At 51.1% G+C, this 24,173-nt stretch carries 19 protein-coding genes and 1 other RNA gene; 6 read left to right on the top strand and 14 right to left on the bottom strand.

All coding sequences use genetic code 11. From position 1 onward, the window contains the following. Nucleotides 1-16: 16 nt before the first annotated feature. The 8 genes from B0D95_RS05925 to ffs form a co-directional block, all read right to left on the bottom strand. A complete protein-coding gene (locus tag B0D95_RS05925) occupies nt 17-538 on the bottom strand; it encodes a hypothetical protein (RefSeq protein WP_244904611.1) in 522 nt (173 codons plus the stop codon). Nucleotides 539-589: 51 nt separating this feature from the next. Beyond that, a complete protein-coding gene (locus tag B0D95_RS05930) occupies nt 590-1,033 on the bottom strand; it encodes a YcgN family cysteine cluster protein (RefSeq protein ID WP_078043034.1) in 444 nt (147 codons plus the stop codon). A 62-nt stretch (nt 1,034-1,095) separates the two neighbouring features. Then, nucleotides 1,096-1,392, bottom strand: coding sequence for a YcgL domain-containing protein (locus tag B0D95_RS05935; RefSeq protein ID WP_078043035.1), 297 nt, complete (start codon nt 1,390-1,392; stop codon nt 1,096-1,098). After that, nucleotides 1,389-2,561: a ribonuclease D gene (rnd, locus tag B0D95_RS05940; protein WP_078043036.1), complete on the bottom strand. Its 1,173-nt coding sequence runs from the start codon at nt 2,559-2,561 to the stop codon at nt 1,389-1,391. Before rnd ends, B0D95_RS05935 begins: the two co-directional genes overlap by 4 nt. 5 nt (nt 2,562-2,566) lie before the next feature. Further along, nucleotides 2,567-3,160 (bottom strand): recombination mediator RecR, encoded by a 594-nt coding sequence (gene recR, locus B0D95_RS05945; RefSeq protein WP_078043037.1) that lies wholly within the window; start codon nt 3,158-3,160, stop codon nt 2,567-2,569. A 23-nt stretch (nt 3,161-3,183) separates the two neighbouring features. Continuing rightward, nucleotides 3,184-3,504 carry a YbaB/EbfC family nucleoid-associated protein gene (locus tag B0D95_RS05950; protein ID WP_078043038.1) on the bottom strand — a complete coding sequence of 107 codons (321 nt, stop codon included), beginning with the start codon at nt 3,502-3,504 and terminating at the stop codon, nt 3,184-3,186. Between the two features lie 62 nt (nt 3,505-3,566). Further along, on the bottom strand, nt 3,567-5,573 hold the full coding sequence (gene dnaX, locus B0D95_RS05955) for a DNA polymerase III subunit gamma/tau (protein ID WP_078043039.1): 2,007 nt from the start codon (nt 5,571-5,573) through the stop codon (nt 3,567-3,569). 226 nt (nt 5,574-5,799) lie between these two features. After that, nucleotides 5,800-5,895: signal recognition particle sRNA small type (ffs, locus tag B0D95_RS05960), an RNA gene on the bottom strand. A gap of 275 nt (nt 5,896-6,170) precedes the next feature. On the opposite strand from ffs, the gene tpx reads away from it, so the two are divergent. The 4 genes from tpx (at nt 6,171) to B0D95_RS05980 (ending at nt 11,338) form a co-directional block, all read left to right on the top strand. Next, nucleotides 6,171-6,668: a thiol peroxidase gene (tpx, locus tag B0D95_RS05965; RefSeq protein ID WP_078043040.1), complete on the top strand. Its 498-nt coding sequence runs from the start codon at nt 6,171-6,173 to the stop codon at nt 6,666-6,668. Nucleotides 6,669-6,887: 219 nt separating this feature from the next. After that, a complete protein-coding gene (locus tag B0D95_RS05970) occupies nt 6,888-8,351 on the top strand; it encodes a PAS domain S-box protein (RefSeq protein ID WP_078043041.1) in 1,464 nt (487 codons plus the stop codon). Then, the gene (locus B0D95_RS05975; protein WP_078043042.1) at nt 8,344-8,775 is read left to right on the top strand and encodes a response regulator; all 432 of its coding nucleotides are present in this window, start codon (nt 8,344-8,346) and stop codon (nt 8,773-8,775) included. The genes B0D95_RS05970 and B0D95_RS05975 overlap by 8 nt, the downstream gene beginning before the upstream one ends. 46 nt (nt 8,776-8,821) lie before the next feature. Continuing rightward, on the top strand, nt 8,822-11,338 hold the full coding sequence (locus B0D95_RS05980; protein ID WP_078043043.1) for an EAL domain-containing protein: 2,517 nt from the start codon (nt 8,822-8,824) through the stop codon (nt 11,336-11,338). A 6-nt stretch (nt 11,339-11,344) separates the two neighbouring features. On the opposite strand, the gene B0D95_RS05985 is transcribed toward B0D95_RS05980, so the two are convergent. Beyond that, nucleotides 11,345-12,259 carry a LysR family transcriptional regulator gene (locus B0D95_RS05985; RefSeq protein WP_078043044.1) on the bottom strand — a complete coding sequence of 305 codons (915 nt, stop codon included), beginning with the start codon at nt 12,257-12,259 and terminating at the stop codon, nt 11,345-11,347. Nucleotides 12,260-12,483: 224 nt separating this feature from the next. Here B0D95_RS05985 and metE point away from each other — a divergent pair, with 224 nt between their 5' ends. Beyond that, on the top strand, nt 12,484-14,910 hold the full coding sequence (gene metE / locus B0D95_RS05990) for a 5-methyltetrahydropteroyltriglutamate--homocysteine S-methyltransferase (protein WP_078043045.1): 2,427 nt from the start codon (nt 12,484-12,486) through the stop codon (nt 14,908-14,910). 73 nt (nt 14,911-14,983) lie between these two features. On the opposite strand, the gene B0D95_RS05995 is transcribed toward metE, so the two are convergent. Genes B0D95_RS05995 through B0D95_RS06010 form a run of 4 tightly spaced genes read right to left on the bottom strand, consistent with a single transcriptional unit; the run spans nt 14,984 to nt 22,750 of the window. Beyond that, entirely contained in the window at nt 14,984-17,014 is a 2,031-nt protein-coding gene (locus B0D95_RS05995; RefSeq protein WP_078043046.1) for a TonB-dependent siderophore receptor, read from the bottom strand. 36 nt (nt 17,015-17,050) lie between these two features. Next, nucleotides 17,051-19,549, bottom strand: coding sequence for an EAL domain-containing protein (locus B0D95_RS06000; protein ID WP_244904457.1), 2,499 nt, complete (start codon nt 19,547-19,549; stop codon nt 17,051-17,053). Continuing rightward, the gene (locus B0D95_RS06005) at nt 19,546-22,248 is read right to left on the bottom strand and encodes a response regulator (RefSeq protein WP_078043047.1); all 2,703 of its coding nucleotides are present in this window, start codon (nt 22,246-22,248) and stop codon (nt 19,546-19,548) included. Before B0D95_RS06005 ends, B0D95_RS06000 begins: the two co-directional genes overlap by 4 nt. Nucleotide 22,249: 1 nt before the next feature. Continuing rightward, nucleotides 22,250-22,750, bottom strand: a complete 501-nt coding sequence (locus B0D95_RS06010) for a YfiR family protein (protein ID WP_168172409.1) — start codon at nt 22,748-22,750, stop codon at nt 22,250-22,252. A gap of 230 nt (nt 22,751-22,980) precedes the next feature. Here B0D95_RS06010 and B0D95_RS06015 point away from each other — a divergent pair, with 230 nt between their 5' ends. Further along, nucleotides 22,981-23,832, top strand: a complete 852-nt coding sequence (locus tag B0D95_RS06015) for a 6-carboxytetrahydropterin synthase (protein WP_078043049.1) — start codon at nt 22,981-22,983, stop codon at nt 23,830-23,832. 3 nt (nt 23,833-23,835) lie between these two features. Here the strand turns inward: B0D95_RS06015 and B0D95_RS06020 are convergent, their stop codons facing one another. Next, nucleotides 23,836-24,165 (bottom strand): YqcC family protein, encoded by a 330-nt coding sequence (locus B0D95_RS06020; RefSeq protein ID WP_078043050.1) that lies wholly within the window; start codon nt 24,163-24,165, stop codon nt 23,836-23,838. Between the last annotated feature and the right edge of the window lie 8 nt (nt 24,166-24,173).

Genomic DNA, 24,173 nt, shown 5'->3' on the forward strand with positions numbered 1-24,173 from the left:
CAAGAATCAGGCTGCTTTAACGGATTGCCCTGATTGGCTCCTCACGCAGCAACTCGTCGCGCGCAATACGCTCTTCCCGGCTCAACCCTCTGCTGCTATTAGTGCGACGGGCTTGCGCTGTGTAATCAAAGTCCGGTTCGTCATCCTCAATATAAGATTGCTTACGGGATGATCGGCGCGACTGTTGATGGTGAGTTTCCGGCACATCGTAATCCGCCATGTGGCGATTGCGTGTCAGTAACTGATAAATGAGCGAGAGAATTAAAACACCACCCCATAAGCCCAGCATCAATTTCAACACGGGTTTGATGCTGGTAAAACCACCATCCATAAAACCAAACAACAATGTATAAACAGCAGGTGCCATGGTCATGGTTTCTGCATCAATCGCATAGGGAGTGAAGAGTACCACCGCCGCAGTAATCACAAAAAAATGTGTTACTGCGCGACCAAAACGGCGAAACAGCAACCATGCCGCCAACACGCAACCTGTCGCACCTATCAGGTACAGCGTCCAGGCATATTGATAATCAGTCATATTTTCCACGAGAAAGCCTCCTTCCGGCTCACCACGACTGGCCGCAGCCGATTAATTAACCCAGCGAATAACATAATCTTCAAAATCCTCAGGATTTACATCCCGCTCATGCACTACACGCCCCGCCACCGACACACCGGCCTTGTGCACCGAATCCGGGTCACCAGACACCAATGGGTGCCAATCAAACAGCGGTATACCCTCGGCGATAAGCCGATAAGCACAGGTTTCCGGCAGCCAGTAGGTCTCTTTGACGCTATCTGGTGTAAGCACAGCACAGGCTTCTACCAATTGCTGACGATCAGTGTATTCCTGACAGCGGCAGGTGTCATGATCCAAATAGCGACAGGCAACCTTGGTGTAATAAACATCACCAGTGTCTTCGTCTTCCAGTTTGTGCAGACAACATTTACCGCAACCGTCGCAGAGGGATTCAAACTCCTCGGCGGACATATCCTGCAATGTTTTACGCTGCCAAAAAACCTGTTGTGCCATGAGCAATCCGAATCAATAGCCTGTTTGAGTAAATCGCCTTTCCAGGCAGAAAAGTAACCGGGCTACTGCCCGGCCAGTTTGGAATTCAGTGCGCGCAAGCGCTCGGCTTCCGGGTCACGATCATGGCGAGGGGGCAATTGCAAATAAAATCCCTGGGTCTCCAAACTTTCAGCCACCTTTTCAACCGAGGCATGAGCCAGTTTTTTACCTGGCGTCAGCAGCAACACCATTGCCTGCTGGGGTTTGCCAAACAATTTCAACAAATCCTCTGGCACCTTGCTTAAGCCCTCTTCCTTTATCACATAGAGATACATGCCCTCTTCCCTGGAGCTGCGGTAAATTTCACAAATAATTTTCACTGGGATTCACCCTGTTGTTGAAGGTTTTGCAAGGGCGCATTTTGCTGCTGGACAATGCGCAACAACCCCTCGCCGATCAAATCGTAACGCCAGCCTAGCAAGCGTTCGGGCAAGCGATACTCGCCCCCATTCATACCGGAACGCACTAACTGCTCATAATCTTTTTTACGAATCAATACTTCTGGCGGTAGCTGCGCCTGCTCAGCAAATTCACGCACATAATTTTTCAAGGCTTTCATCAGCGGCCCCTCGCTTTGCGCCAAAGGCGGGTCGAGGCGCGCGGGCCACGCAGAAGCATCAAGGTCCAATGCCTCGGCCACAATAGACAATAGCGTGTCACTATCATTTTTCAGTGTGCGCGAAGGGATATCCGGTACCCGCTGCAGTTGTGAGGCATCCTGAATTCTTTTGCGCGCAATTTCCCACAGCGATGGTTCTTTGATCAGACGATTGCGTGGGATATCCCGTGCGCGCGCTTCGGTTTCGCGCCAAATACACAGTGCTTTTAAAATCAACAATTCCTGTTCGCGCAATTTCCAGGCAAATGCCACCTTTTGGTAGGCATCACTAAAATCATCGGCCTTGCGAGCATTTGTCACTACATCGGCACAGTCACTTTTTACCCAGGCCAAGCGCTCACTGGTTTTGAGCAATTGCAGCAATTTGCCGTACACAATCAACATGTGGGCAACATCGAGTGCGGCATACTTTAATTGCGCCGCACTGAGCGGACGCTGTAGCCAATCCGAGCGGGTTTCCTCTTTGGGAATCTCAATGGCGAGCAGGCTTTTAACCAGATTGGCGTAACCCAAACCAAAACCCAATCCAGCAAAGGCCGCCGCAATCTGGGTATCAAATAAAGGGGATGGCACAACGCCCAACCAGCGCTGGAACACTTCCATATCTTCCGAGCAGGAGTGCAATACTTTGGTCACTGCCGGGTTAAGCATCAAGGCGCGCAAGGGTTCCAGATCGCTAATCGTCAGCGGATCAATTAAATAGCAGCCCTTGCCATCGCCAATTTGTAGCAACCCGGCAATGGGATAAAAGGTATCGCTACGCATGAATTCGGTATCAATCGCCAGCGCCGCTTGCTGTTGCCAGCAGGCGCACAATTCAGCGAGTTGATCGTCTTGATCAATCCAGATAGGTTCGGTGGGAATCAGCATTAAAATTACAAACTTCTACGAGAGGAAAAAGCGTGGGCAAGCGTACCGCCATCAATGAACTCCAGCTCGCCCCCCAGTGGTACACCGTGGGCAATACGCGAGACTGTCACATTCAGGTTTTTGGCGCGCTCACTGATGTAGTAGGCTGTCGCCTCGCCTTCTACTGTGGGATTGGTCGCCAGAATAACTTCGGTGATGGGCTCTTGTTGCAACAAGTTAATTAATTGATCAACGCCTATATCTTCCGGCCCAATACCATCGATGGGCGATAAATGCCCAAGCAGTACAAAATATTTGCCCTGATAGGTTCCCGCCTGTTCGATAGCCAGGACATCACCTGGCGTTTCAACCACACACAGCAAGCTATTATCGCGTCGATTATTGGCGCAAATACCGCAGTGAGTTTGCTCGGTCAGGGTACGACAGCGTTGGCAGCGGCCAACACCTTCAACAGCTTTGTGCAAACTCAGCGCAAGACGCTCGGCACCAGCGCGATCTCGCTCCAACAGGTGCAAGGCCATACGCTGTGCGGATTTTGGACCGACACCGGGCAAGCAGCGCAAAGATGCCATCAGCTCGTCGATTAAAGGGCTGAACATAAAATTACTCGATCAGTAGCGAATTAGAATGGCATTTTAAAATCAGGCGGGATGCCCATACCGGCGGTCATTTTGGCCATTTGCTCGCGACTTTGTGTTTCCACTTTGCGCACAGCATCGTTAACGGCAGCGGCCAGTAAATCTTCCAGCATTTCTTTGTCTTCCGTCATCAAGCTGTCATCAATGTGTACGCGCTTGACGTCGTGACGACCATTCATCACCACAGAAACCAAACCGGCGCCAGCCTCACCTTTGACTTCAGCTTTCGCCAAATCCTCTTGCATTTTCTGCATATTGGCTTGCATTTGCTGCGCTTGTTTCATCAAATCGCCTAGACCTTGCATAGCGTCCTCTCTTCATTAAATCAGTGAATAGTGCGTCGATTCATTATCAGCAATCAACGGTATCAATTAACGGGCTGTATGGTTTCTTCACGCAATGTCGCACCGAACTGGGCGATTAACTGCTGCACTATAGGGTCGTTTTTGATCGCATGGATGGCATCCTGCAACCGCTCTTCGCGCAAGCGAATTGCCATCATTGAAGGCGTTTCTGCGGTCACTTGTCCCAACTGGATACGAACAACTACCGGTTCGACAAAATAATCGCCCAGCAAATCGGCCAAGCGCTTTTCATGGCTCACGTCATAAAGCGTACTGTTGGCTTCATCCAACACAAAAAAGAACTCATTTCCCTGGCGCTTCACCATTTGGCAGTTAGCCACTGTACTTTGCAGAATACCGGTCACACCCAAGCCCAGGTAAATTTCCGTCCAATCCGCCGGGCCGGCTTGCTCATAGGGTACTTTACGTAGCGCTTTTGCTGCCGGGCGCGGAGTAACAGCAGCGACATTACTTTCCATTGGGACTGGTGCCACCAGGTCAATCGGCGGCGTGGCCGCCTCAGGCTTTTTTGGTTCGATTACCTCGGTAACCGGCTCCGCTGACGGCATTTCGTAATAGGCTGGCGCCTGTGCGTATTCTGCATATTCGTCGTCAGGCACATTTTCATAAGAGGCGTCATAGGGCGGTGGCTCAGATATCGCCGCCGCATTCGCGACTGTCGCTGGAGGCTGTTCAACCACAGGCGTAGTGACCTGTGGCGTAACTGGTGCCTCTTGGGCATCGCTCACAGGCGCTCTAGTCACCACCGCCTCTGGCGTGGGCGGTGTAGTCACTGGCTCAACTGCTGCTACAGGAGGGGCGACAGGCTGGGGTTGAGCTTGAGGCTGCGCCTGAGGCGATGACGTTTGAATAGCGGGTGCCGCTACCTGTGCTTTTAAGGGAGTATTGGTCTGCGGCAATGCCTGGGTCGGCATTTCAATAACACCCTGCGGTTTGAACGCCAACATGCGCAGTAAAACCATTTCAAACCCGGCGCGAGGATCCGGTGCAAGGGGCAAGTCGCGGCGTCCCAACAAGGCGGTTTGATAAAACAACTGCACATCTTCCGAGGGCAATTGCTGGGCAAGCTGCATGATGCGCTCGCGATCGCCATGACTGTTGTCCACCGCTTCCGGCAAGGCCTGGGCAATGGCGATCCGGTGTAAAACCGCCAACATTTCAGCAATGGCACTGGCGTAATCCGGCGCCTGCTCCGACATGCGCTCAACCGCTGCCAATACCGCGCGACCATCCAGCGATGCCAGCGCGTTCACTATGTCGTACACCGCCGTTTGGTCGATAGTGCCTAGCATGGCACTGACTTCCGCTTCAGTAATTTTGCCCGATCCGTAGGCGATAGCCTGATCGGTCAAACTCATCGCATCGCGCATACTGCCATCGGCAGCGCGCCCCAGATGCCAAAGCGCTGATTCTTCAAAGGGAACCAACTCCTCATTCAACACAAACTTTAAATGCTGAACGATGCGCTCGGGGTTCATATTCTTGAGGTTGAACTGCAAACAGCGCGACAGAATGGTCATCGGCAATTTTTGCGGGTCGGTCGTCGCCAGCAAAAATTTTACATGGGGTGGAGGTTCTTCCAAGGTTTTCAGCAAGGCATTGAAGCTGCTGTTGGAGAGCATATGCACTTCGTCGATCAGGTAGACCTTGTAACGGCCACGGGTCGGTGCGTACTGCACATTTTCAAGTAGTTCGCGGGTGTCTTCGACCTTGGTGCGTGAGGCCGCATCCACTTCAATCAAATCAACAAAGCGGCCTTCGGCAATTTCACGGCAACTGGCGCATTGACCACAGGGTTCAGAGCTGACACCGGTTTCGCAGTTGAGGCATTTGGCAAGAATCCGCGCAATAGTGGTTTTACCCACACCGCGGGTGCCGGTAAACAGATAAGCGTGGTGCAAGCGATTATGGTCCAGCGCATTAATCAAAGCCTGCAGGACATGCTCCTGCCCGACCATCTCCCGGAACACACGCGGGCGCCACTTGCGCGCCAGAACTTGATAGCTCATGCCGATTGTTGCTCTCTGTATATAAAGTGTGCTGGCTGCGCCTTTCAATTTGCCTGGCGCGCCAAAAACAGGGCGCGATTATAGCTGCCAACGCCAGAAATAGACACCAACCAAGGGCAAGCACAGGCGATCCGAGCGCATAAGGCAACACGACAAGTAGGACTGCATTGGAATTGATTGTTAGAAACAACTACGAAAGAAAACAGAGGGGGGAATTGGGTGGCAACCTAACCAGCCACACCCCGGCACATAACTTACTGCTACCGTTGCTCCCTTCCGGGCCTGGCGGGGTTTACAGATCATTATTGCGAGGGGACCGGTTAGATCACCATAGCAGCTTGCGCCATTCGCTCGCCGATGGCGGCTACGCAAGAGGCGCGCATTATCATCAGTTTGTCCGCGCAATGCAAGGCGCAATTTTCGTCTTAATCGCAAAAACCTTATGGGATATTCAAGGTCGTATAAAAATCAGGCACCATTTTTTTGCAAGTTTTTAGCTTTGTCGCGTGAATGACAATTCCCTTTTGCGCCACTATCAACTAGGCTTGATCAACGTTTTTACTAATCAAACACACCTAACGTTCAGGAGCATTATTTATGGCAACAGTGACCCTCAAAGGGAACCCATTTAATACAAACGGTAATCTGCCTGCAGCTGGCAGCAAAGCTCCGGACTTTAAATTGGTTAAAACAGATTTATCGGAAGTGTCGCTGGCAGATTTGGCTGGCAAGCGTGTTGTATTAAATATTTTCCCCAGTGTGGACACACCCACTTGTGCACAATCTGTGCGTACATTTAATGCACAAGCCAGCGCATTGGAAAACACCGTTGTGGTTTGTGCCTCACAGGATTTACCGTTTGCCTTGGCTCGCTTTTGCGGCGCCGAAGGCCTTGATAAAGTTATCCCTGCCTCCGCCTTCCGCTCCACCTTCGCGGGTGACTACGGCGTAAAACTGGTTGATGGCCCTCTGACCGGCTTGACTGCACGCGCAGTGGTAGTTGTGGGTACCGATGGAAAAGTGCTCCATACCGAACTGGTTAGCGAAGTGGCTCACGAACCAAACTATGACGCTGCATTGAAAGCATTGGCATAAACATCACAGCATAGCCACCGAACGCCAGCATCATGCTGGCGTTTTTATTTGTGCCTCTCACCTACTCCACTCAAACTTATTATCAAAAATATTTTTTATGCTTAAAGACTCTTAAAAAATTCAATTTTTTAAGTCGGCCAGCGCCGCCGCCGTCAGTCGACACCTATACTCTGTTCTGAAACCACGTTGTGTTAGTGACAATCAGGAAGCGGAGTGCCAATGCTCACTCAGGATGAAACACAAGAATCCGGCAGCGACTTTACCCGGGAGCTATTGGATGCCGTTCCCGCAGGCATTATTGTCAGCCGCCAGGATGGCAGAATCAGCTATATCAATGAAGAAGCCGGACGTTTGTTTGGTTATTCGCGCGCAGAGTTAATTAACCAGAATATCGAACTATTATTGCCGGATCGCTTCAGTGGCGATCACGCCCAGTTGCGTCAAAGTTATTTGCAGCAACCCTCTACCCGCTATATGGGCGCTGGTCGCGACCTTTATGGCAAACGCAAAGACCATACCGAATTTCCGCTGGAAATTGGCCTGCGCCCACTGATTGCCGATGGCGAGCGCTTTGTGGTGGCCACCATTGTCAACATCACCCGACGCAAACAACTTGAGGAGCGATTGTCCGCTGTTATAGACGCGTCTCCCTATGGCCAACTTCTGGTCGATGACAAGGGCATCATCCAACTTATCAACCCCAGCTTGTTAGCCGTGTTCGGATATGAAAAAACTGAACTGCTGGGCAAGTCCATGGATATTTTATTGCCAGAACGCTATCGCGAAGGCCATCAAAAATTGCGCGATGGTTATGCCCAAAAACCGTCACTCCGCGCTATGGGACTTGGTCGCGATTTAACGGGCAGGCATAAAAATGGCACAGAAATTCCAATCGAGATCGGACTGAGTCCGGTAGATAGTGATGCAGGGAAAATGACGCTGGCGGTTGTCACGGATATCTCTGAAAGAAAACGGCTGGAACTCAACTTGAAACAGGCGAATGCTCACCTGGAAGAGTTTACCTATGTCGCCTCCCACGATTTGAAATCTCCCCTGCGCGGTATTGCCGATTTAGTGGAATGGATTGGCGAAGACTTGGGCACTGACACTCCAGAACCTGTGCTCAATAATATTGGCCGCATTAAAATTCGCATCGGGCGCATGGAGCGCTTGATTGAAGATCTGCTGCTTTACGCCCGCGCCGGTCGGCGCCATAAAGAATCGAGCGCAGTAAATGTGCCCGAGCTGATCAGCAATATTATTGAGATGCATCCTGTTCCTGCGGGCTTCACCATCAAGCAAGATATACGCATCAATGAAATTTTTGCCGCCAAAACACCGCTGGAAACGGTATTGCGCAACCTGTTTAGCAATGCACTGAAACACCACCATGGCACCACACCTGAAATAGTCATCAGCGCCGAGTCCAGTGGTAGCTACTGTTTATTTAAAGTCACAGACAACGGTCCCGGCATTCCTGAAATTGCCCAAGAGCGGGTATTTCGCCTATTTCAAACATTAACCAGCAACGATAACGGAGGCAGTGGAATAGGTTTAGCCCTGGCAAAACGATTGACTGAAAGCCACGGCGGACAAATTGAACTCATCAGTAACAGTGAGCGACCAGGCTGTAGTTTTCATGTGTGGTGGCCGCGTTTCTCGAGGAAAGATATCGATGATTAATGAGCAGAAAATAAATATTTTACTGGTGGATGATGACGACGTTTCGGCCGAGTCTGTTGTTCGCAGCCTGCGCAAAAATGCCGTTGATTTTCCCATTACTCTGGCGCGTGATGGCATGGAGGCGCTGGAGATACTACGCGAAACCCACCCTCATCTGAGCATTGAAAAACCCTATTTGGTATTGCTGGATTTAAACATGCCACGCATGAATGGTTTTGAATTTTTGCACGAAGTGCGCGGCGACAAAACACTGCACAGCAGCGTGATTTTTGTATTAACCACCTCCGATGCAGAATCGGATCGCATGCGCGCCTACGAAGAAAATATTGCCGGTTATATGGTGAAATCCGTTGTGGGTCCGCAATTTTCCAAACTGGCCTCGCTACTGGAGAGCTATCGTTCAACCATTAGCTTGCCCAATTAGTTCACCGTTATATTAACCAACATCAGCAGCAGGATAAGCGACGCCTATGCCAGTAACGACTGCAATGCCACCGGTATCGTTACTCATTATCGAGGACGATGATGTTGATTTGGAAAAAATAAAACGCTTACTGCGCAAAAGCTCGCTCAATGTGACAATTTCCGATGCAGCGTCAAGCTCACAGGCTGTCGAACAGTTGAAACAACAATCCTTTGATTGCGCAATCCTGGATTATCACTTGCACGACGGGCTTGGCTCAGACCTGCTACTGAGCATTAAACACCACAAACCCTACCCCACACCTGTCATTATGATTAGTGGCAATAGCGACGAACGCGTTATTGCTGACATTATGCGCGAAGGCGCCTTTGATTATATTTCCAAGCGCCAGTTGGATGCAGAGACGCTCATTTCCACATTGGACGCCAGCTTGCTCTGGGCCGAAAAAACGCGCCTGGAACAAGAAGATCAAGCGCGGGTTCACAACCTTGCCGAAGGCTTGCCACACCTTGCATGGACTTGCACACCCAAGGGTGAATGCGATTATTTAAACCAGCGCTGGTGCGATTACACCGGGATTGCGCAAGAGAAGCAAATTGGCAGTGACTGGATAAATGCCGTGCACCCGGACGACCGCGAATATCTTTGTCGTACCTGGCAAAAAGCTGTCACCGACACGGAGGAAATGTTCGTTAAATTCCGTATTCGTCGCTACGACGGGGTTTATCGCTGGTTTGATACCCGTGCCGTGCCGCAAAAAAATGCACAAGGCGATGTGGTCCGCTGGTTAGGCACCAATACTGATGTCACCGAAATGGAATCTACTCGCCAAGCCCTGGCGCACAGCGAGCAATTATTTCACGCTGCATTTGATTACGCACCACTGGGCATGGTATTGATCAATATGGAAGGCATGATTATTCAAACCAATCCGGCGCTGCACCATTTGTTGGGTTATAACAATGATTTATCGACACCAACAACCGATGCAATACCAGCAGCACCCAAATCGCTGCAAAAATTTGGCGATTTATTTGCGGCCGAGGACATTACCAACGCGCTGATTGAACTGGAAAAGCTCTACAGCGGCAACCAGCTCTTCGCGCAGTATGAAGCCCGCTGTCAAACCAGCGACGGCAGCCACATTCCCACCATGATCAATGCGGCCTACATCAAGGAATTCTCTGGCGAACCTTGTTACTTACTGCAAATTTACGATTTATCCGAGCGCAAACGCTACGAACAACAACTCCTGAAACTCGCGCATTTTGACAGCCTGACCGGGCTTGGGAATCGCGAAAAAATGAACCGGGAAATCGAATTTTTAATTCGAAAATCGCACCGCAATGCGGCGCCCTTTGCGGTTATTTTTGGCGATCTGGATCACTTCAAACAAATTAATGATGGCCTTGGGCATGAAGCGGGCGACATATTGCTAAAAACCATTGCGCGCCGCTTGCAAAAATCCCTGCGCCATGAAGATATTATTTGCAGACTGGGTGGCGACGAATTTGTCATTTTGCTACCGGACATACCCCGCTTTGAAGCGGTTGTCTGTGTTGCAGAAAAGTTATTACAAAAAATTCACAAACCCATTCGGCTCGGTAAAAATCGCGTGCACGTGAGCATGAGCTTTGGTATTGCGCTCTACCCCACAGATGGAGACGATGCCAAAACCCTGCTGCGCAATGCCGACAGTGCCCTCTACGATGCCAAAGCGAGAGGCCGCGGTTGCTATCAACTGTACCGTAAAGAACTCACTGAATATGTACACGGACGATTGCTGTTAGATGCCGATTTACGCAAAGCCATTATTAATCATGAATTCGAGTTGCATTACCAACCGGTGATTGATTTAGGCACCAACCAAGTCGCCTCTGCCGAGGCGCTGATTCGCTGGAATCACCCTCAGCGCGGACGCGTTGCGCCGGACGAATTTATTCCTTATGCACAAGAGACCGCATTAATACTGCCTATTGGTAACTGGGTAATTAACGAGGCCTGCCGTCAACTGGCGCAATGGAAAGCCCAGGGGTTCAATATCAATATGTCCATTAATATCTCGGCGCGGCAATTTATGCAGTTGGATCTGGTGCAACAATTTGAACAGACACTGGAAAAATACGCACTACGCGGGGAGCAAATCACCCTGGAAATTACAGAGCAAATGTTTCTGGAGAACACCGAACACAACTTGAAACAAATTTGTGAGTTAAAAAACCGAGGAATAAAAATATCGCTGGACGATTTTGGAATTGGCTACTCATCACTCAGTTATATTTTGCGGTTTGCACCGCAATATTTAAAAATTGACCGTTCATTTGTCAGCCTGATTGGCACCGGCAAGGAACACGATGAAATGGTCAACGCAATCATTGGATTAAATAAAATTATTCCCATGCACATTGTGGGTGAAGGAGTCGAAGAAGAGCACCAACGTTACTTTTTGTATTCACGCGGGTGTGATTTTGGCCAGGGTTATTTCTTTTCACGCCCCTTACCAGCCACACAATTCCTGCAATTTTTACAAACAAGGGCGATGACCGAACCACAGCCATCATAACCCGGCTCACAGTGACGTTACGCCGCGCAGGTTTTTCAAACAATGGGCCTTGGCCAGCGCCAGAAATTCCTGCACATAAGGTAGTGCCAAATACTCCTCGCGCACAGCGGCATAGAGCGTCGGCCAAATGCCGTTTTTCCCGGCAGAACGTACGCTAATCAAGCCCTGGGCCACATACTCCGCCGCCACCCAATTGGGCAGCGCGCACACACCGCGACCACTGGCAACAAGCTGCACCATCATCAAGGTAAGTTCCGAGGTACGCACAGCTGCAGGTTCAACGCCGGCAGGCAATAAAAATTGAGTGAATACATCCAACCTATCGCGGCTTACCGGGTAGCTAATTAAGGTTTGATCCGCCAGATCCTGCGGCTGCAAATAATTTTTGGCAGCCAAGGGATGCTCATTAGCCACGGCTATTTGCATTTCGTAGCCAAACAGGGGCACGTATTCCACCCCTTTTATCGCCTGCGGATCAGAGGTGATCACCAGATCTATGTCACCCTGCGCCAGAGCGGGTAAGGGTTCAAAGGTAAAACCGCCGGAAAAATCCAGTTCTATCGCCGGCCACTGGTTGCGATACACCTCAATGGTGGGCATCAGCCAGTTAAAGCAGCTGTGGCATTCAATCGCCATGTACAGGCGCCCTGCTTCACCGTGCACCAGCTTTTTCACGTCGCGCTCCGCATCGCTGACCCTGGCCAAGACATCCTCAGCCAACAGCAGTAGCCGTTTGCCCGCTTCGGTAAAGCGCAATGGCCGGCTTTTACGGATAAACAATTCGCACTCCACCCGTGATTCCAATTCCTTGAGCTGGTGGGAAAGCGCCGATTGGGTAAGAAATAAGCGCTCAGCCGCCTCAACCAAACTGCCGGTCTCACGCAAGGCGATAAGGGTTTTTAAATGGCGGATTTCAATCATGGTTATCTACTTCGTAAGTTGGAAAAGCCTAAGCGCCTTCAGACGATGCTGCCCAATGACAGTTGTCTTCTCGGGTATTTGCACAGCATAACATTAATAATTTTCACGTTTAAGCTGAAAATTACCAGTTTGATTCATATTGGTGTTTTATCCAGAATGATTCCATGCCAATCCACACCAGGAAGTCAGTAATTGATTTCTGTTTATCACATGGGATTTATCTTATGACTCTGACTACCCATAATTTGGGGTTTCCACGTATCGGCGGTGACCGCGAACTCAAAAAAGCCCAGGAAGCCTATTGGCGCGGCGAGATAGATCAAACCCAACTTGAGCAAGTGGGGCGCGAACTGCGCAGGGCCCATTGGCAGTTGCAAGCCGATGCGGGCGTGGATTTGATCCCCACTGGCGATTTTGCCTGGTACGATCAGGTACTTACCCTGTCAGCTACTCTTGGCAATATTCCTGCACGCCATCGCAACAACGCTACGGCCACGGTTGCACCACAAAAACAGGACGACCAAGCCTGCTGTGCACACCACAGTAATGCCCATGAACCAAGCGAATGGGCATCTGCGCCCTGCAAAGATATCGATTTGGATACCCTCTTTCGCGTCGCGCGTGGCCGCGCACCTACAGGCCAAGCTACCACTGCATCGGATATGACCAAGTGGTTCGATACCAACTATCACTATCTGGTGCCTGAGTTCCATGCGGGTCAAACCTTCCAGTTAAGCTGGCGCCAAATTATTGATGAAACCGCCGAGGCAATTGCACTGGGGCACAAGGTCAAACCCGTCATTCTCGGCCCACTCAGTTACCTGTTTCTGGGAAAGGAAAAAGGCGCTGCCTTTGATCGTTTTGACTTGCTGGATAACCTCCTCCCCGCTTACCAACAATTGCTCACCGCCCTCTCGCAAGCAGGCGCAAGCTGGGTGCAAATTGATGAGCCTATTCTGGTACTGGATTTGCCGGAAAAATGGCAGCGCGCATTTGAACCTGTGTATAACCGCTTGCAACACAGCAAGCTAAAAGTATTGCTTGCCACCTATTTCGGTACACTGGGCGATAATTTACCCATCGCTGCCAATTTACCGGTTGCCGGATTACATATCGATGCTGTGCGTGCCCCTGAACAAGTGCTCACACTGATTGATCACTTGCAGGACCACAAAATCTTATCCATCGGTGTGGTGGATGGTCGCAATATTTGGCGCAATGATTTGGAAAAATCACTCACCCTGTTAAAACAGGCGCGGGAACGTATTGGCGATCGCTTGTGGGTTGCCCCCTCCTGTTCCTTGCTGCACTCGCCGGTAAATGTGGAACGCGAAGAAAAACTACCGGAAGATATTAAAAGCTGGCTCGCGTTTGCCAAACAAAAAGTGCAGGAAGTTGTGACCCTGAAAACCCTGCTTACCAACCCGGAAGATGCCACCGCACAAGCCGCCCTGGAAGACAGCAGTGCCGCCGCACAAGCGCGCTTAAGCTCCAAAAAAATTCACAACACTGAAGTACAAGCCCGTTTGCAAGCAATTACACCTGACCATGCACGGCGTGATTCGATATTTGCGCTACGTATTGCCAAACAACAAGCGCTGCTACAACTCCCACCATTTCCTACCACTACTATTGGTTCATTCCCGCAGACGGATCATATTCGCCAAACGCGCAGTGAATTCAAACAAGGAAAAATTAATGCGGTGGAATATGAAAACCGTATTCGTCAGGAAATTGCAGATTGCATTGCCAAGCAAGAGCAGCTTGGTATTGATGTACTGGTACACGGCGAAGCAGAACGCAATGACATGGTGGAATACTTTGGTGAGCAACTAAACGGCTATGCGTTTACCCAATATGGTTGGGTGCAAAGTTATGGTTCGCGCTGTGTAAAACCGCCCATTATTTATGGCGATGTATCACGCCCTGCGCCTATTACAGTGAGCTGGGCACGCTACGCGCAATCGCTCAGCAAAAAACCGGTTAAAGGCATGCTTACCGGCCCTATTACCATGCTGTTCTGGTCTTTTGTGCGCGACGATCAACCCCGTGAAACTACCGCGCTGCAAATTGCATTGGCGCTGCGCGATGAAGTTGTCGATTTGGAAAGTGCAGGTATTCAAGTGATCCAGATTGACGAGCCAGCGATTCGCGAAGGCTTGCCGCTGCGCGAAAAAGATCGCAAAGAATATTTGGATTGGGCAGTAAAAGCCTTCCGTATCACAGCCAGCGGGGTGCAGGATGAAACCCAAATTCACACCCATATGTGCTATTCGGAATTCAACGACATTATTAAAGCCATTGCCGATCTGGATGCCGATGTGATCACCATTGAAACCTCGCGTTCCGATGGCGAATTACTGCAGGCTTTCGAGCAATTTAATTATCCCAATGATATTGGCCCGGGTGTATATGACATTCATTCACCGAATGTTCCCGAGGTACAAACCATGGTGAATTTACTCAAGCGCGCCGCCCGTGAAATTCCTGCTGAACGCCTGTGGGTCAACCCGGACTGCGGTTTAAAAACCCGCCGCTGGCCAGAGACAGAAGCCGCACTGGCGCGCATGGTTGAAGCTGCCAAAACACTGCGTGCACAGATTGCAAACGCCGCAGTGCTAACAAACAAGGAAGTACCTCTGGAAGCCTAGCTAACCCCTGGCCAGGCACAGACAAAAAAGCCGCCGTGTATTGTGCACGGCGGCTTTCTTGTTTAAGCGATAATCACCAACGCCACTGAACCTCTGCCGTCAGTTCACGCCCTCGACCGGGCACGCCATCCAATTTACCCAGGCCTTGGGCGGGAGTGGCGTAATCCTCATCGGTGAGGTTTTTAATTTGCAGACTGATGTCATAACCACCCTCAAAGCGATAGCGCCACTGGGTATTGAGCAACCAAAAATCATCCAGCGTCACTTGGGTAGTCGCCGACACCGGGGCTTGATGTTCATCCTGATAAACACCTGACAAATTCCAATTCCAGCGCTGGGCAGCGTAATTGATTTCAAAGGAGGCCAATGACTCCGCTTCGCGAAATGCCGTCATCGGTAAATTCATATGGGTGTAGGTACTGCGTAATGACCAACGGTCACTCAATTTTTGCAGCCACTCCAGTTCCAGACCTTCACTGCGCTCACTTTCACCATTGACATAGGTGCGACGGTTGCCGATAAACCCGGTCATGATCGGATGTTCATAATGGCTCTGGAACAAACCGGCACTCAGGCTGGTTTTTTGCCAGTTACCCATCACAATCAAATCCCAGGTTTTGACAATTTCATGCTTAAGGTCCGGGTTGCCCAATAATGTGGGGTTATTAATAAATGCCGTTTCCGCCAGTGTCGGTGCTCGAAAGGCCTCACCGTACAATAATTTCAGGCTGTAAATCTCATTGAGTTGTTCAACCAACGCCAGACGCGGGCTAAAACGTGCGTCTACGTCAGAATAGTCATCGTAGCGGCCACCAATAGTCAGCCGGGTTGAGTCGCGCAAGCTGCGAATGTATTGACCGTGAATACCGGTGGTGGATTGCGAACCGGAAATGCCCAACGGCGTGCGCTCGCTCATATCGCCGTAGTAGGTGATTGGAAACTGCTGCTGGATTAATTGCAGCAAATTGTAGTTGGTGTAAGCACGGGCCTTGATCTCTTCATGGTGAGCAGCCTGTATGCCCCACTGGGCACTGGACAACTCATCAATCGACCAGTCCGTGGTGTAGGCTAAGCGATAGCTTTCACCGGCTTGCGTTGCCTGGATACGAAAGGGCTCATTGCTACTGGGAACACTCACCGCCGCCAAGGCGCCTGGCCCCTGTACAAATCCCTCCAGCGCAAAGGTAAATTGCTGATAGCTGACAGAGAGGTTGGATTTGATATCCGGCGTCCACTCAAATCCCTGGTCGACACTGAGATTCCACAGTTCACGGGCGTGATCATTCACCCCATTGGCAGTATTTTCAGAGAGATAGAAATCCTCTGACTCACCGCGATAATAGGTCAGGTCGATTTGGGTTTTACCACGACGTAAGCCCAGATCCACATTCAGCAAGCGCCGCGGATCATCGCTATCCAGTGGCAAGTGATTAAAACTGTCGGTAATGGTCAGGGCTTGCCCTCTGTCTTCATAAGCATGTACATAGGCATCAGCCTGCCACGACTCACCGGCATGGCTCCACAGCACATCCAGCGCCCGGCGCGCTTCGCTCCCCACACCTACCGCGACAGATTTTTGTTGTTTGCGCGTCACAATATTAATGACGCCGGTAAACGCCGAGCTGCCATATACCGCCGAACCGGGGCCGCGAATAACTTCCACACGCTCCACTTGTGCCAAAGGAAATAACGGCATGGTTACATCGGGGCTGCCACCACGGGGATCGTTAAATACCTTGCCATCTACCAGCAGCAACACTTCCAGCGATACATGGGTAGTGCGTCGGCCACGGGCACTGTAGCTGTAAGCCAGCCCGGAATTGGCATTGCGATTGAATTGAAACCCAGGCACCAAACCAAGCAGTTCGTGCAAGTAATCTACCCCTAAACGCTCTATGTGTTCATGAGTGAATACAGAGACAGCCGCCGGTACAGTTTTAATCGACTCTTCTGTCAGGGTCGATCCGGTGACCGGAGTTTCCAGCAATTGCTCAAGGCTTAATTCGAGGTAGGCGAACTCGTCCGCATGCGCGCCCAGACTTAACAGACACAGCAGCGCTAACCAGCAGCGCCGAGGCTGATAACCCCTTGGTGTGATAACCATGTTGCGATTCTCCACGTCAGTAATACCGGGCGCCGATCAGCGAGCTGACCATTGCGCCAACCAGGCATCAAACTGCGCTGGCGGTAAGGCTTTGGAAAAGTGATAGCCCTGCATCAAACGACAACCTTCATTGACGAGCAATGTCATTTCGTTGCTGGTTTCTACCCCTTCGGCAATGGTGTCCATACCCAGTGACTGCGCGAGCCGGATGATGTAACTGACGATGGCCAGCGACGCTTCATCGGATTGCATATCACGAACAAACGATTGATCAATTTTTAAAATATTTACCGGCAAACGACGCAGGTAATTCAAACAGGAAAAGCCGGTGCCAAAATCATCAATGGCAATGCGATACCCAAGGTCGCGAAACAGTTGCAACTCATGAATGGAGGCATCCATATCGCTCATGAGCATACTTTCTGTCAGTTCCAACTCCAGCGATTGGGGCTGCGCACCGGCGGCATCCATAATCGCTTGCACTTCACTCAAAAAACCCGGCTGATGAAATTGCAATGCGGAAATATTAACGCTCACCACCATTTGCTTATGGCCTTCGGCCTGCCAGCGTGTGATCTGGCGCGCGGCCTCGGCAATCACCCAACCGCCAATCGGAATAATCAGGCCGATCTCTTCGGCGAGCGGAATAAAATCATTGGGTGGCACCAATCCGCGTTCAGGGTGGCGCCAACGAATCAGTGCCTCGGCGCCGTATAACTGTTGCTTGGTGGCGTCAATTTGCGGCTGATAATGCAATTCAAACTGCCCTAAATCCAGGGCCAGGCGCAAATCGTATTCCAGCTTTAACCTATCCAGCGTGCGCGAGTTTAACAGCGGTGTGTAAAACTGATAATTGTTGCGCCCTTTTTCCTTGGCGAGATACATAGCCGCATCTGCATTTTTAATCAGGGCACTGGGCGAATCGCCATCTTCCGGATAAATCGCAATACCAATACTCGGGCTCAAATGCAGTGGCATGTCTTCCAATATATGAGGCTTTAATAATTCCTCGCGCACTTTAATCGCCACTTCGGCCAAATCGCGCTCATCATTTACACGCGGCAGTAATACCACAAATTCGTCGCCACCCAAGCGCGCGACAGTATCGTCATTGCGAATCACTTTTTTGAGTCGCTGTGCCGTTTCGCGCAGAATTTGATCGCCCGCCGAATGTCCCAGGGAATCGTTGATATTTTTAAAGCGATCCAAATCAATAAATAGCACGCCGATTTTTTCCTGCCGACGTTTGGCAGTGTTGATCGCCATTTCCAGGCGATCATTTAACAAGGTGCGATTCGGCAATTCGGTGAGGCTGTCATGGTGAGCGAGAAAATCGAGCCGCTCGCGGGATTTTTTGCGCTCGGAAATATCAGTAAAAATCGCGATGTAATTTTCCACCTGCCCGTCGCTACCCAATACGCGGCTGATTGAAAACCAGGAGGGAAATGTCTCACCGTTTTTGCGCTGGTTGGTCAGTTCCCCCAGCCAGGCACCGCGCTCATTGAGCACCGCAATCAGGTTGCGAAAAAAACCACGGGGGTGCTGGCTGGCGCCCACTTGTGCAGCATCCACGCCCAATACATCGGCGGCACTGAAACCCATCATTTTTTCATAGGTTTTGTTGACCAGCACGATGCACAATTTAGCGTCGAGAATCATGATCGCTTCGTTGCTGCCTTCAAACACCTTGGCCCACAATCGCAGCTCGGCTTCTTGATGTTTTCGCTGGGTAATGTCGCGAATCACCATCACCACTTCTTGCTGTTCGCGCAACATAATGCGCGCTTCCCAGGTGCGCATTTTTCCTTGCAAAGGCGACCAGTCAAACTCAACCAACTGTTCACTTTGGCCGGCAAATACGCGGCGAATATGCGGGGCGAGGATTCGGTATACCGGCGCGGGTAAATGCCCCTCACCACTCACATCATCGTAATTCACCCAGTGATCCATCTCGTGGGTATAGGCACCTACTTGCATGTCGATCACATGACCATCGCGGTCGATGCGCAAAATCATGTCGGGAATACCCGCCAACAGTGCGCGGGTTTTTCCTTCGCTCACACTCACATCGTGAAATGCTTTTTTAGCACGCAAAATAAATTGCAGGCGATAGGGAAGCGAACCCCAGCTGACCGGTTTGGTAATAAAATCCGTCGCGCCGGATTCATAGGCGTGATGTATGGACTCTATATCGCCCAGCCCCGTCACCATGGCAATGGGTAAATCGTGACCGCGCGGATCATTTAACAACTCGCGACACAAGCTGAAACCATCGCCGTCAGGCAAGAGCACATCCAGCAACACAATGTCCGGTTTACGCTCGGCAAACCGCGCCCGTGCTGAAGCGCAATCAGCGGCTTCAATGACTTGAAACCCCGATTGCTCCAGGGTGATGCTGGTCATCAGGCGCGCGGCCTCATCATCATCAACAACCAGCACTACACATGTCGCCGTATCCCCCATGGTGATCAGGGGTACGCCGCTATCGGTGGTTTTTTGTTTGTCTGCATCAGGCATGGGGCTAGTGTCTTTCACGTGGATCGCTCCTTTCGCTCTAATTCAGCCAAACCCTCTAGCGATAAATCATAGAGCCGTAAAATAGTATCAACCTGCTGCGCGGCGTCCTCCATATCGCCCTTGCGCGCACTGGCCTCACAATCTCGACAAGCGGCTGCCAAATCCAGTAACCCGAGATTAGCAGCGCTGTTTTTAAAATTGTGTGCGGTTTTGTAGAGTAAATTGGCATCCCCTGTGGTAACAGCCTGACGCAACTGGGTAATAAGTGCAGGACTGGCACCGCGAAACAAACCAATAATTTTGAGCAACAACCCTTCGCGCAGCTCGCGCAACTGTCGGATGACTTGCTGGTCAATTTCAATGGCCTCTCCCCCCACCGCGGAAGGTGTCTGTTGTTCCGGCAACCAACGGCTGAGGGTTTGATACAACTGCATTTGGGAAAAGGGTTTGCTGAGGTAATCATCCATCCCCTGGGCCAGACAATGCTCGCGATCGCCGCTGATTGCATTGGCGGTCAGCGCCACAATCGGCACCTGCGGCAACCCTATGGATTGCTCCCGCTGGCGGATGCGACGGCTGGCTTCAAAGCCATCCATAACCGGCATCTGGCAATCCATCAGCACCAGGTCAAAGCCACGGCGATCAATCAGTGCCAGAGCCTCCTGGCCGTTATTGGCGAGGGTCAAATCCAGCCCCATACGCTGCAACATAGCCTTGGCGACTTCTTGATTGACCGGGTTATCCTCCGCCAGCAGGACTCGCCCGCTCAATGGTTTCAGGCCAGATGTTGCCAAAGTGCCCTGCTTACTCACGGGCGCACCAAGGGGTTGGTAAATAAAATCACCGGCAGCGACCTGGGCAATAAGCCCATGCAGCTCGGCCTGACGGGCGGGTTTAAACAACATCAAGGCGCGATTGGCCAATGACTCCTGAATCGCAACACCGGCAGGACACAAGATAATCACCGCCAGGGATTCAAACAGTGGCGACGCCGCCAAGCTATCCAACACGGCACCGGCATTCATTTCCGGCATCGCCCAGTCAGTTAATAACAACTCAAACGGGGCGTCGGTTTTGGCCTGTTTATTCAGCAATGCCAAGGCTTCAGCGGCAGACTCTGCCAACACCGGCGCAATACCCCAGGTGCGCAACCATTCGTCGAGGATATCGCGGCTGACATCATTATCGTCAACCACCAGGGTTCGCAGTGGTTTGAGCGGATGGAAGGCAACATCAGCGGAAGCGTCGTTGTCAGCTTCCAGGTGCAGGTCAAAATAAAAACGACTGCCCTCGCCTGGCAAACTCTCCAACTGGATTTGTCCGCCCATCATTTCAATCAGGCGCTGTGAAATGGCTAGCCCCAAACCCGTGCCGCCGTATTTACGCGACATGGATGAATCCGCCTGGGTGAAGGACTGAAACAGCTTGGCGCTTTGCTCGGGGGAAATTCCAATACCGGTATCGCGGACACTAAAGCGCAACTGCAATTTGTCGTCATGACGGGCAACCAGCGCAACGCCAATTTCTACCTCACCATCTTCCGTAAATTTAATGGCGTTGCTCAATAAATTGGTGATGACCTGCCCCAAGCGCGGGCCATCGCCCATGACTGATACCGGGGGCAGCGGTGTTCTACACAGCAACTCCAAATTTTTGCTCTGGGCGATGGGGGCATAGCGCTCGGCAATATCTTCCACCAGCGTATTGAGCGAAAAAGGCAATGACTCCAGTTCCAACTTGCCTGCTTCGATTTTGGAAAAGTCGAGGATGTCGTTGATGATTAACAGCAGGTCTTCGCTGGAGCGGCGCGCCACCCGGGCGAAGCGTTTTTGTTTGCTGTCCAGCTCCGTTTCCAGCAGCAAACCGGTCATGCCCATAATGCCATTCAGTGGTGTGCGTATTTCATGGCTCATCACGGCCAGAAAGTCACTTTTTGCCTTGCTGGCTGCCTCTGCCTGCTCCCGCGCATATTGCAATTCCAGGGTGCGTTCAAACACACGTTGCTCAAGCAATTCCTGGTTCTGGCGCAGCTCGCTGTCCTGCATTTCAATGCGATCCAACATGGCATTGAAGCGACGAGTCAGCAGGCCGACTTCATCCTCCACCGAGGTCTCTGGCGCACGGGCATCATATTGGCCTTCATCACCCACTTTTTGCGCCAGCTCACTCAGGCTTCCCAAAGGGCGCATCACCCGCGAAATTAATGTCCAGGCCAAAATGCCCGACACCAACAAGGCCACCAGTGCCGCTGCCAGCACCCAGCCAATCTGGCCGTAAAATTGTTCGCGCAGCGGTTTCAGGGTGACATCCAGCTCCAAATAGCCAAGAGGTTCGTCAGCCCAAAAGACATCGGCGCGCACCAGTGTGTCGCGCACTATTGGCGTGGAGCCCGGTGTGGGCAGCACTGCGCGGTACTCAGCCAACTGCTTGTTATTGATGAGGATCAGGCGCGCGGCAATCACCTTGGGCTCTACCCGCAACACTGCCAGGGTTTGCTGCGCGGCATCTTTATCCGCAAACATACTCGGCGCCGCCATATTCAGGGCCGTTGCCTCAGCCAGAATTTGCAGTTGGTTATTTACCTGGGTCACAAAGTAGTTGTACTGCTGCCAACTGGACACCAGCGCCGCGCCCAGTACGGCAATGCTGGTCAACAACATAGCCAAGAGGCTGATTTTGCGGGTCAGTGAAGTTCCGGGAGGAGTCGAGTTAGACATATTAACTTCGCTCCTTCGTTGGCTTTCTGGCCAGCTTGAGCAACTGGCTACTCACTTTCACACCCGCGTGCCCTATCGCCCATTCGTTAATAATGAATTCAATGCGATTATCCACTGTGCGCACCAACGCGATGGCAACACGTTTGTCACTTGGATCAGGCTCGTCGGCAACCAGTAATGCGCCGGGCGGCAATTGCGCCGGCAAGGGAAAACGTTCGCCGCTCATGGGGCGATAAATCATTTGGCAAGAGGTTAAGTGTTGGCCGAGGTCATCCGCTTTATCAATATAAACAACCTGGATAAACCGCTGCGGTTGTGACTTTTTTTCCAACTGTGCCAAAGCTTGGCGAGTAATACCTTCAGCCCCCAAGGCACAGAGTGAAATGGGTTGGTTTTCACGCTGGGGCCATTCAATAAATTTTAAAAAGTTGTACACAAATGCAACGCGTAAGCTGGCCTCGGACGCCTGCGCCGAAGCCACAAAAAAAGGGGTCGAGAGCAAAACTCCCACACCTGAATAAATTAATCGACGACCAGCAGTTCTGGCCAACCTTCCCAGCACAGACTTCACCTTGTGCGATTCCCTCGTATAAAGCGCGTTAATCTGCTCAGGATAGCCCAGCGAGCTTCGATTTGCGATAAACGGATTCGCTATTTCCACTGCGCCCAACCACCTGCAGAACACTAAGTGGTATCATACGTGCCCTCAAAATCCACCAATATGGCCTTTTTATGTTGTTGTTTGTCGATAACCTAACCAATGTCGATTTCAGTTTTCTTGATCCGCAGCGCGGCCTACTGGGTGAGACCTGGTTAGCAAATGTCCGTTTGCACGGCGAATTGGATGAGCAGGGCATGGTGTGTGACTTTGGCACGGTTAAAAAAGTGATGCGCCATTGGTTGGATACTGAATTGGATCACCGCTTGGCAGTGCCCATTCGCTCACCGCAAATCCGCATTGAAGAAGAGGGAGATTTTCTCAGCATTCATTGGCAATTTGGCACCAGTGGCGAATTTTTGCACACGCGTTCACCGCGCGATGCTATCGCCTTGGTTGATGCAGAGATCCTGACCGCAGAAACCGTCGCCGAGTGGTGCATTAGCCAACTCAAACAACAATTTCCATTAAGCGTGGCGCGCCTGGAATTGGACTTCACCCTGGAAGCCATGAATGGAGCTTATTACCACTACAGTCACGGCCTTAAAAAGCACAAGGGAAATTGCCAACGTATTGCCCACGGCCACCGTTCGCGCATCGACATTTGGGCCAACGGCAAAAAATCCCCGAAACTGGAACAGCGCTGGGCCGATGAGTGGACTGATATTTATCTCGCTACCCGCGACGATTTAATTGCCAAACCGAAACACGCCGGGGTGGACTATTACCAATTTGCTTACGAAGCGGAACAAGGCTCGTTTGACATTACCCTGCCCCAACGCTGCTGCTATTTGATCGACACCGACACCACCGTGGAGTTTATTGCCCATCACATTGCGCAAAAAACTCGTCAGGAAAACCCGGAAACGTCTATTCGTGTGAAAGCCTACGAAGGGATTAACAAAGGGGCGATTGCCGAAGCCTAACGTTTATTGCTCGCGAGTGAGCAGGCGATCAATTTTTTTCAAATGCGACACCAAGGGTGTTGAATGCAGGTTCAACACCGAAAAATACTCTTCCGCCATAGGCGCCACCGAGCAATAGCTGGGTAATTCCATTTGTTGCTCGATCATAAAATACAAACGCGGCAATAATATAAATTGCACCCACTGCGGAAAGGTCATGGTATCTATCGCAAAGGGCTCTGTGCTTGCCAAAGCCTCTTCAGAAATCATTTCAAACTCCCACAAGTGCAATTGACGCAATTCTTTTTCGACGTCCATTAATACTTCAGCGACGGAGACATGAAGGTTGTTCATTTGGGTTC

This window comes from Cellvibrio sp. PSBB023, from assembly GCF_002007605.1.
Taxonomy (GTDB): Bacteria; Pseudomonadota; Gammaproteobacteria; order Pseudomonadales; family Cellvibrionaceae; genus Cellvibrio.

Coding starts and splice junctions, on each gene's coding strand:
- B0D95_RS05925 (WP_244904611.1), bottom strand. CDS start 538: ATGACTGATTATCAATATGCCTGGACGCTGTACCTGATAGGTGCGACA.
- B0D95_RS05930 (WP_078043034.1), bottom strand. CDS start 1,033: ATGGCACAACAGGTTTTTTGGCAGCGTAAAACATTGCAGGATATGTCC.
- rnd (WP_078043036.1), bottom strand. CDS start 2,561: ATGCTGATTCCCACCGAACCTATCTGGATTGATCAAGACGATCAACTC.
- recR (WP_078043037.1), bottom strand. CDS start 3,160: ATGTTCAGCCCTTTAATCGACGAGCTGATGGCATCTTTGCGCTGCTTG.
- B0D95_RS05950 (WP_078043038.1), bottom strand. CDS start 3,504: ATGCAAGGTCTAGGCGATTTGATGAAACAAGCGCAGCAAATGCAAGCC.
- dnaX (WP_078043039.1), bottom strand. CDS start 5,573: ATGAGCTATCAAGTTCTGGCGCGCAAGTGGCGCCCGCGTGTGTTCCGG.
- tpx (WP_078043040.1), top strand. CDS start 6,171: ATGGCAACAGTGACCCTCAAAGGGAACCCATTTAATACAAACGGTAAT.
- B0D95_RS05970 (WP_078043041.1), top strand. CDS start 6,888: ATGCTCACTCAGGATGAAACACAAGAATCCGGCAGCGACTTTACCCGG.
- B0D95_RS05975 (WP_078043042.1), top strand. CDS start 8,344: ATGATTAATGAGCAGAAAATAAATATTTTACTGGTGGATGATGACGAC.
- B0D95_RS05980 (WP_078043043.1), top strand. CDS start 8,822: ATGCCAGTAACGACTGCAATGCCACCGGTATCGTTACTCATTATCGAG.
- B0D95_RS05985 (WP_078043044.1), bottom strand. CDS start 12,259: ATGATTGAAATCCGCCATTTAAAAACCCTTATCGCCTTGCGTGAGACC.
- metE (WP_078043045.1), top strand. CDS start 12,484: ATGACTCTGACTACCCATAATTTGGGGTTTCCACGTATCGGCGGTGAC.
- B0D95_RS05995 (WP_078043046.1), bottom strand. CDS start 17,014: ATGGTTATCACACCAAGGGGTTATCAGCCTCGGCGCTGCTGGTTAGCG.
- B0D95_RS06005 (WP_078043047.1), bottom strand. CDS start 22,248: ATGTCTAACTCGACTCCTCCCGGAACTTCACTGACCCGCAAAATCAGC.
- B0D95_RS06015 (WP_078043049.1), top strand. CDS start 22,981: ATGTTGTTGTTTGTCGATAACCTAACCAATGTCGATTTCAGTTTTCTT.
- B0D95_RS06020 (WP_078043050.1), bottom strand. CDS start 24,165: ATGAACAACCTTCATGTCTCCGTCGCTGAAGTATTAATGGACGTCGAA.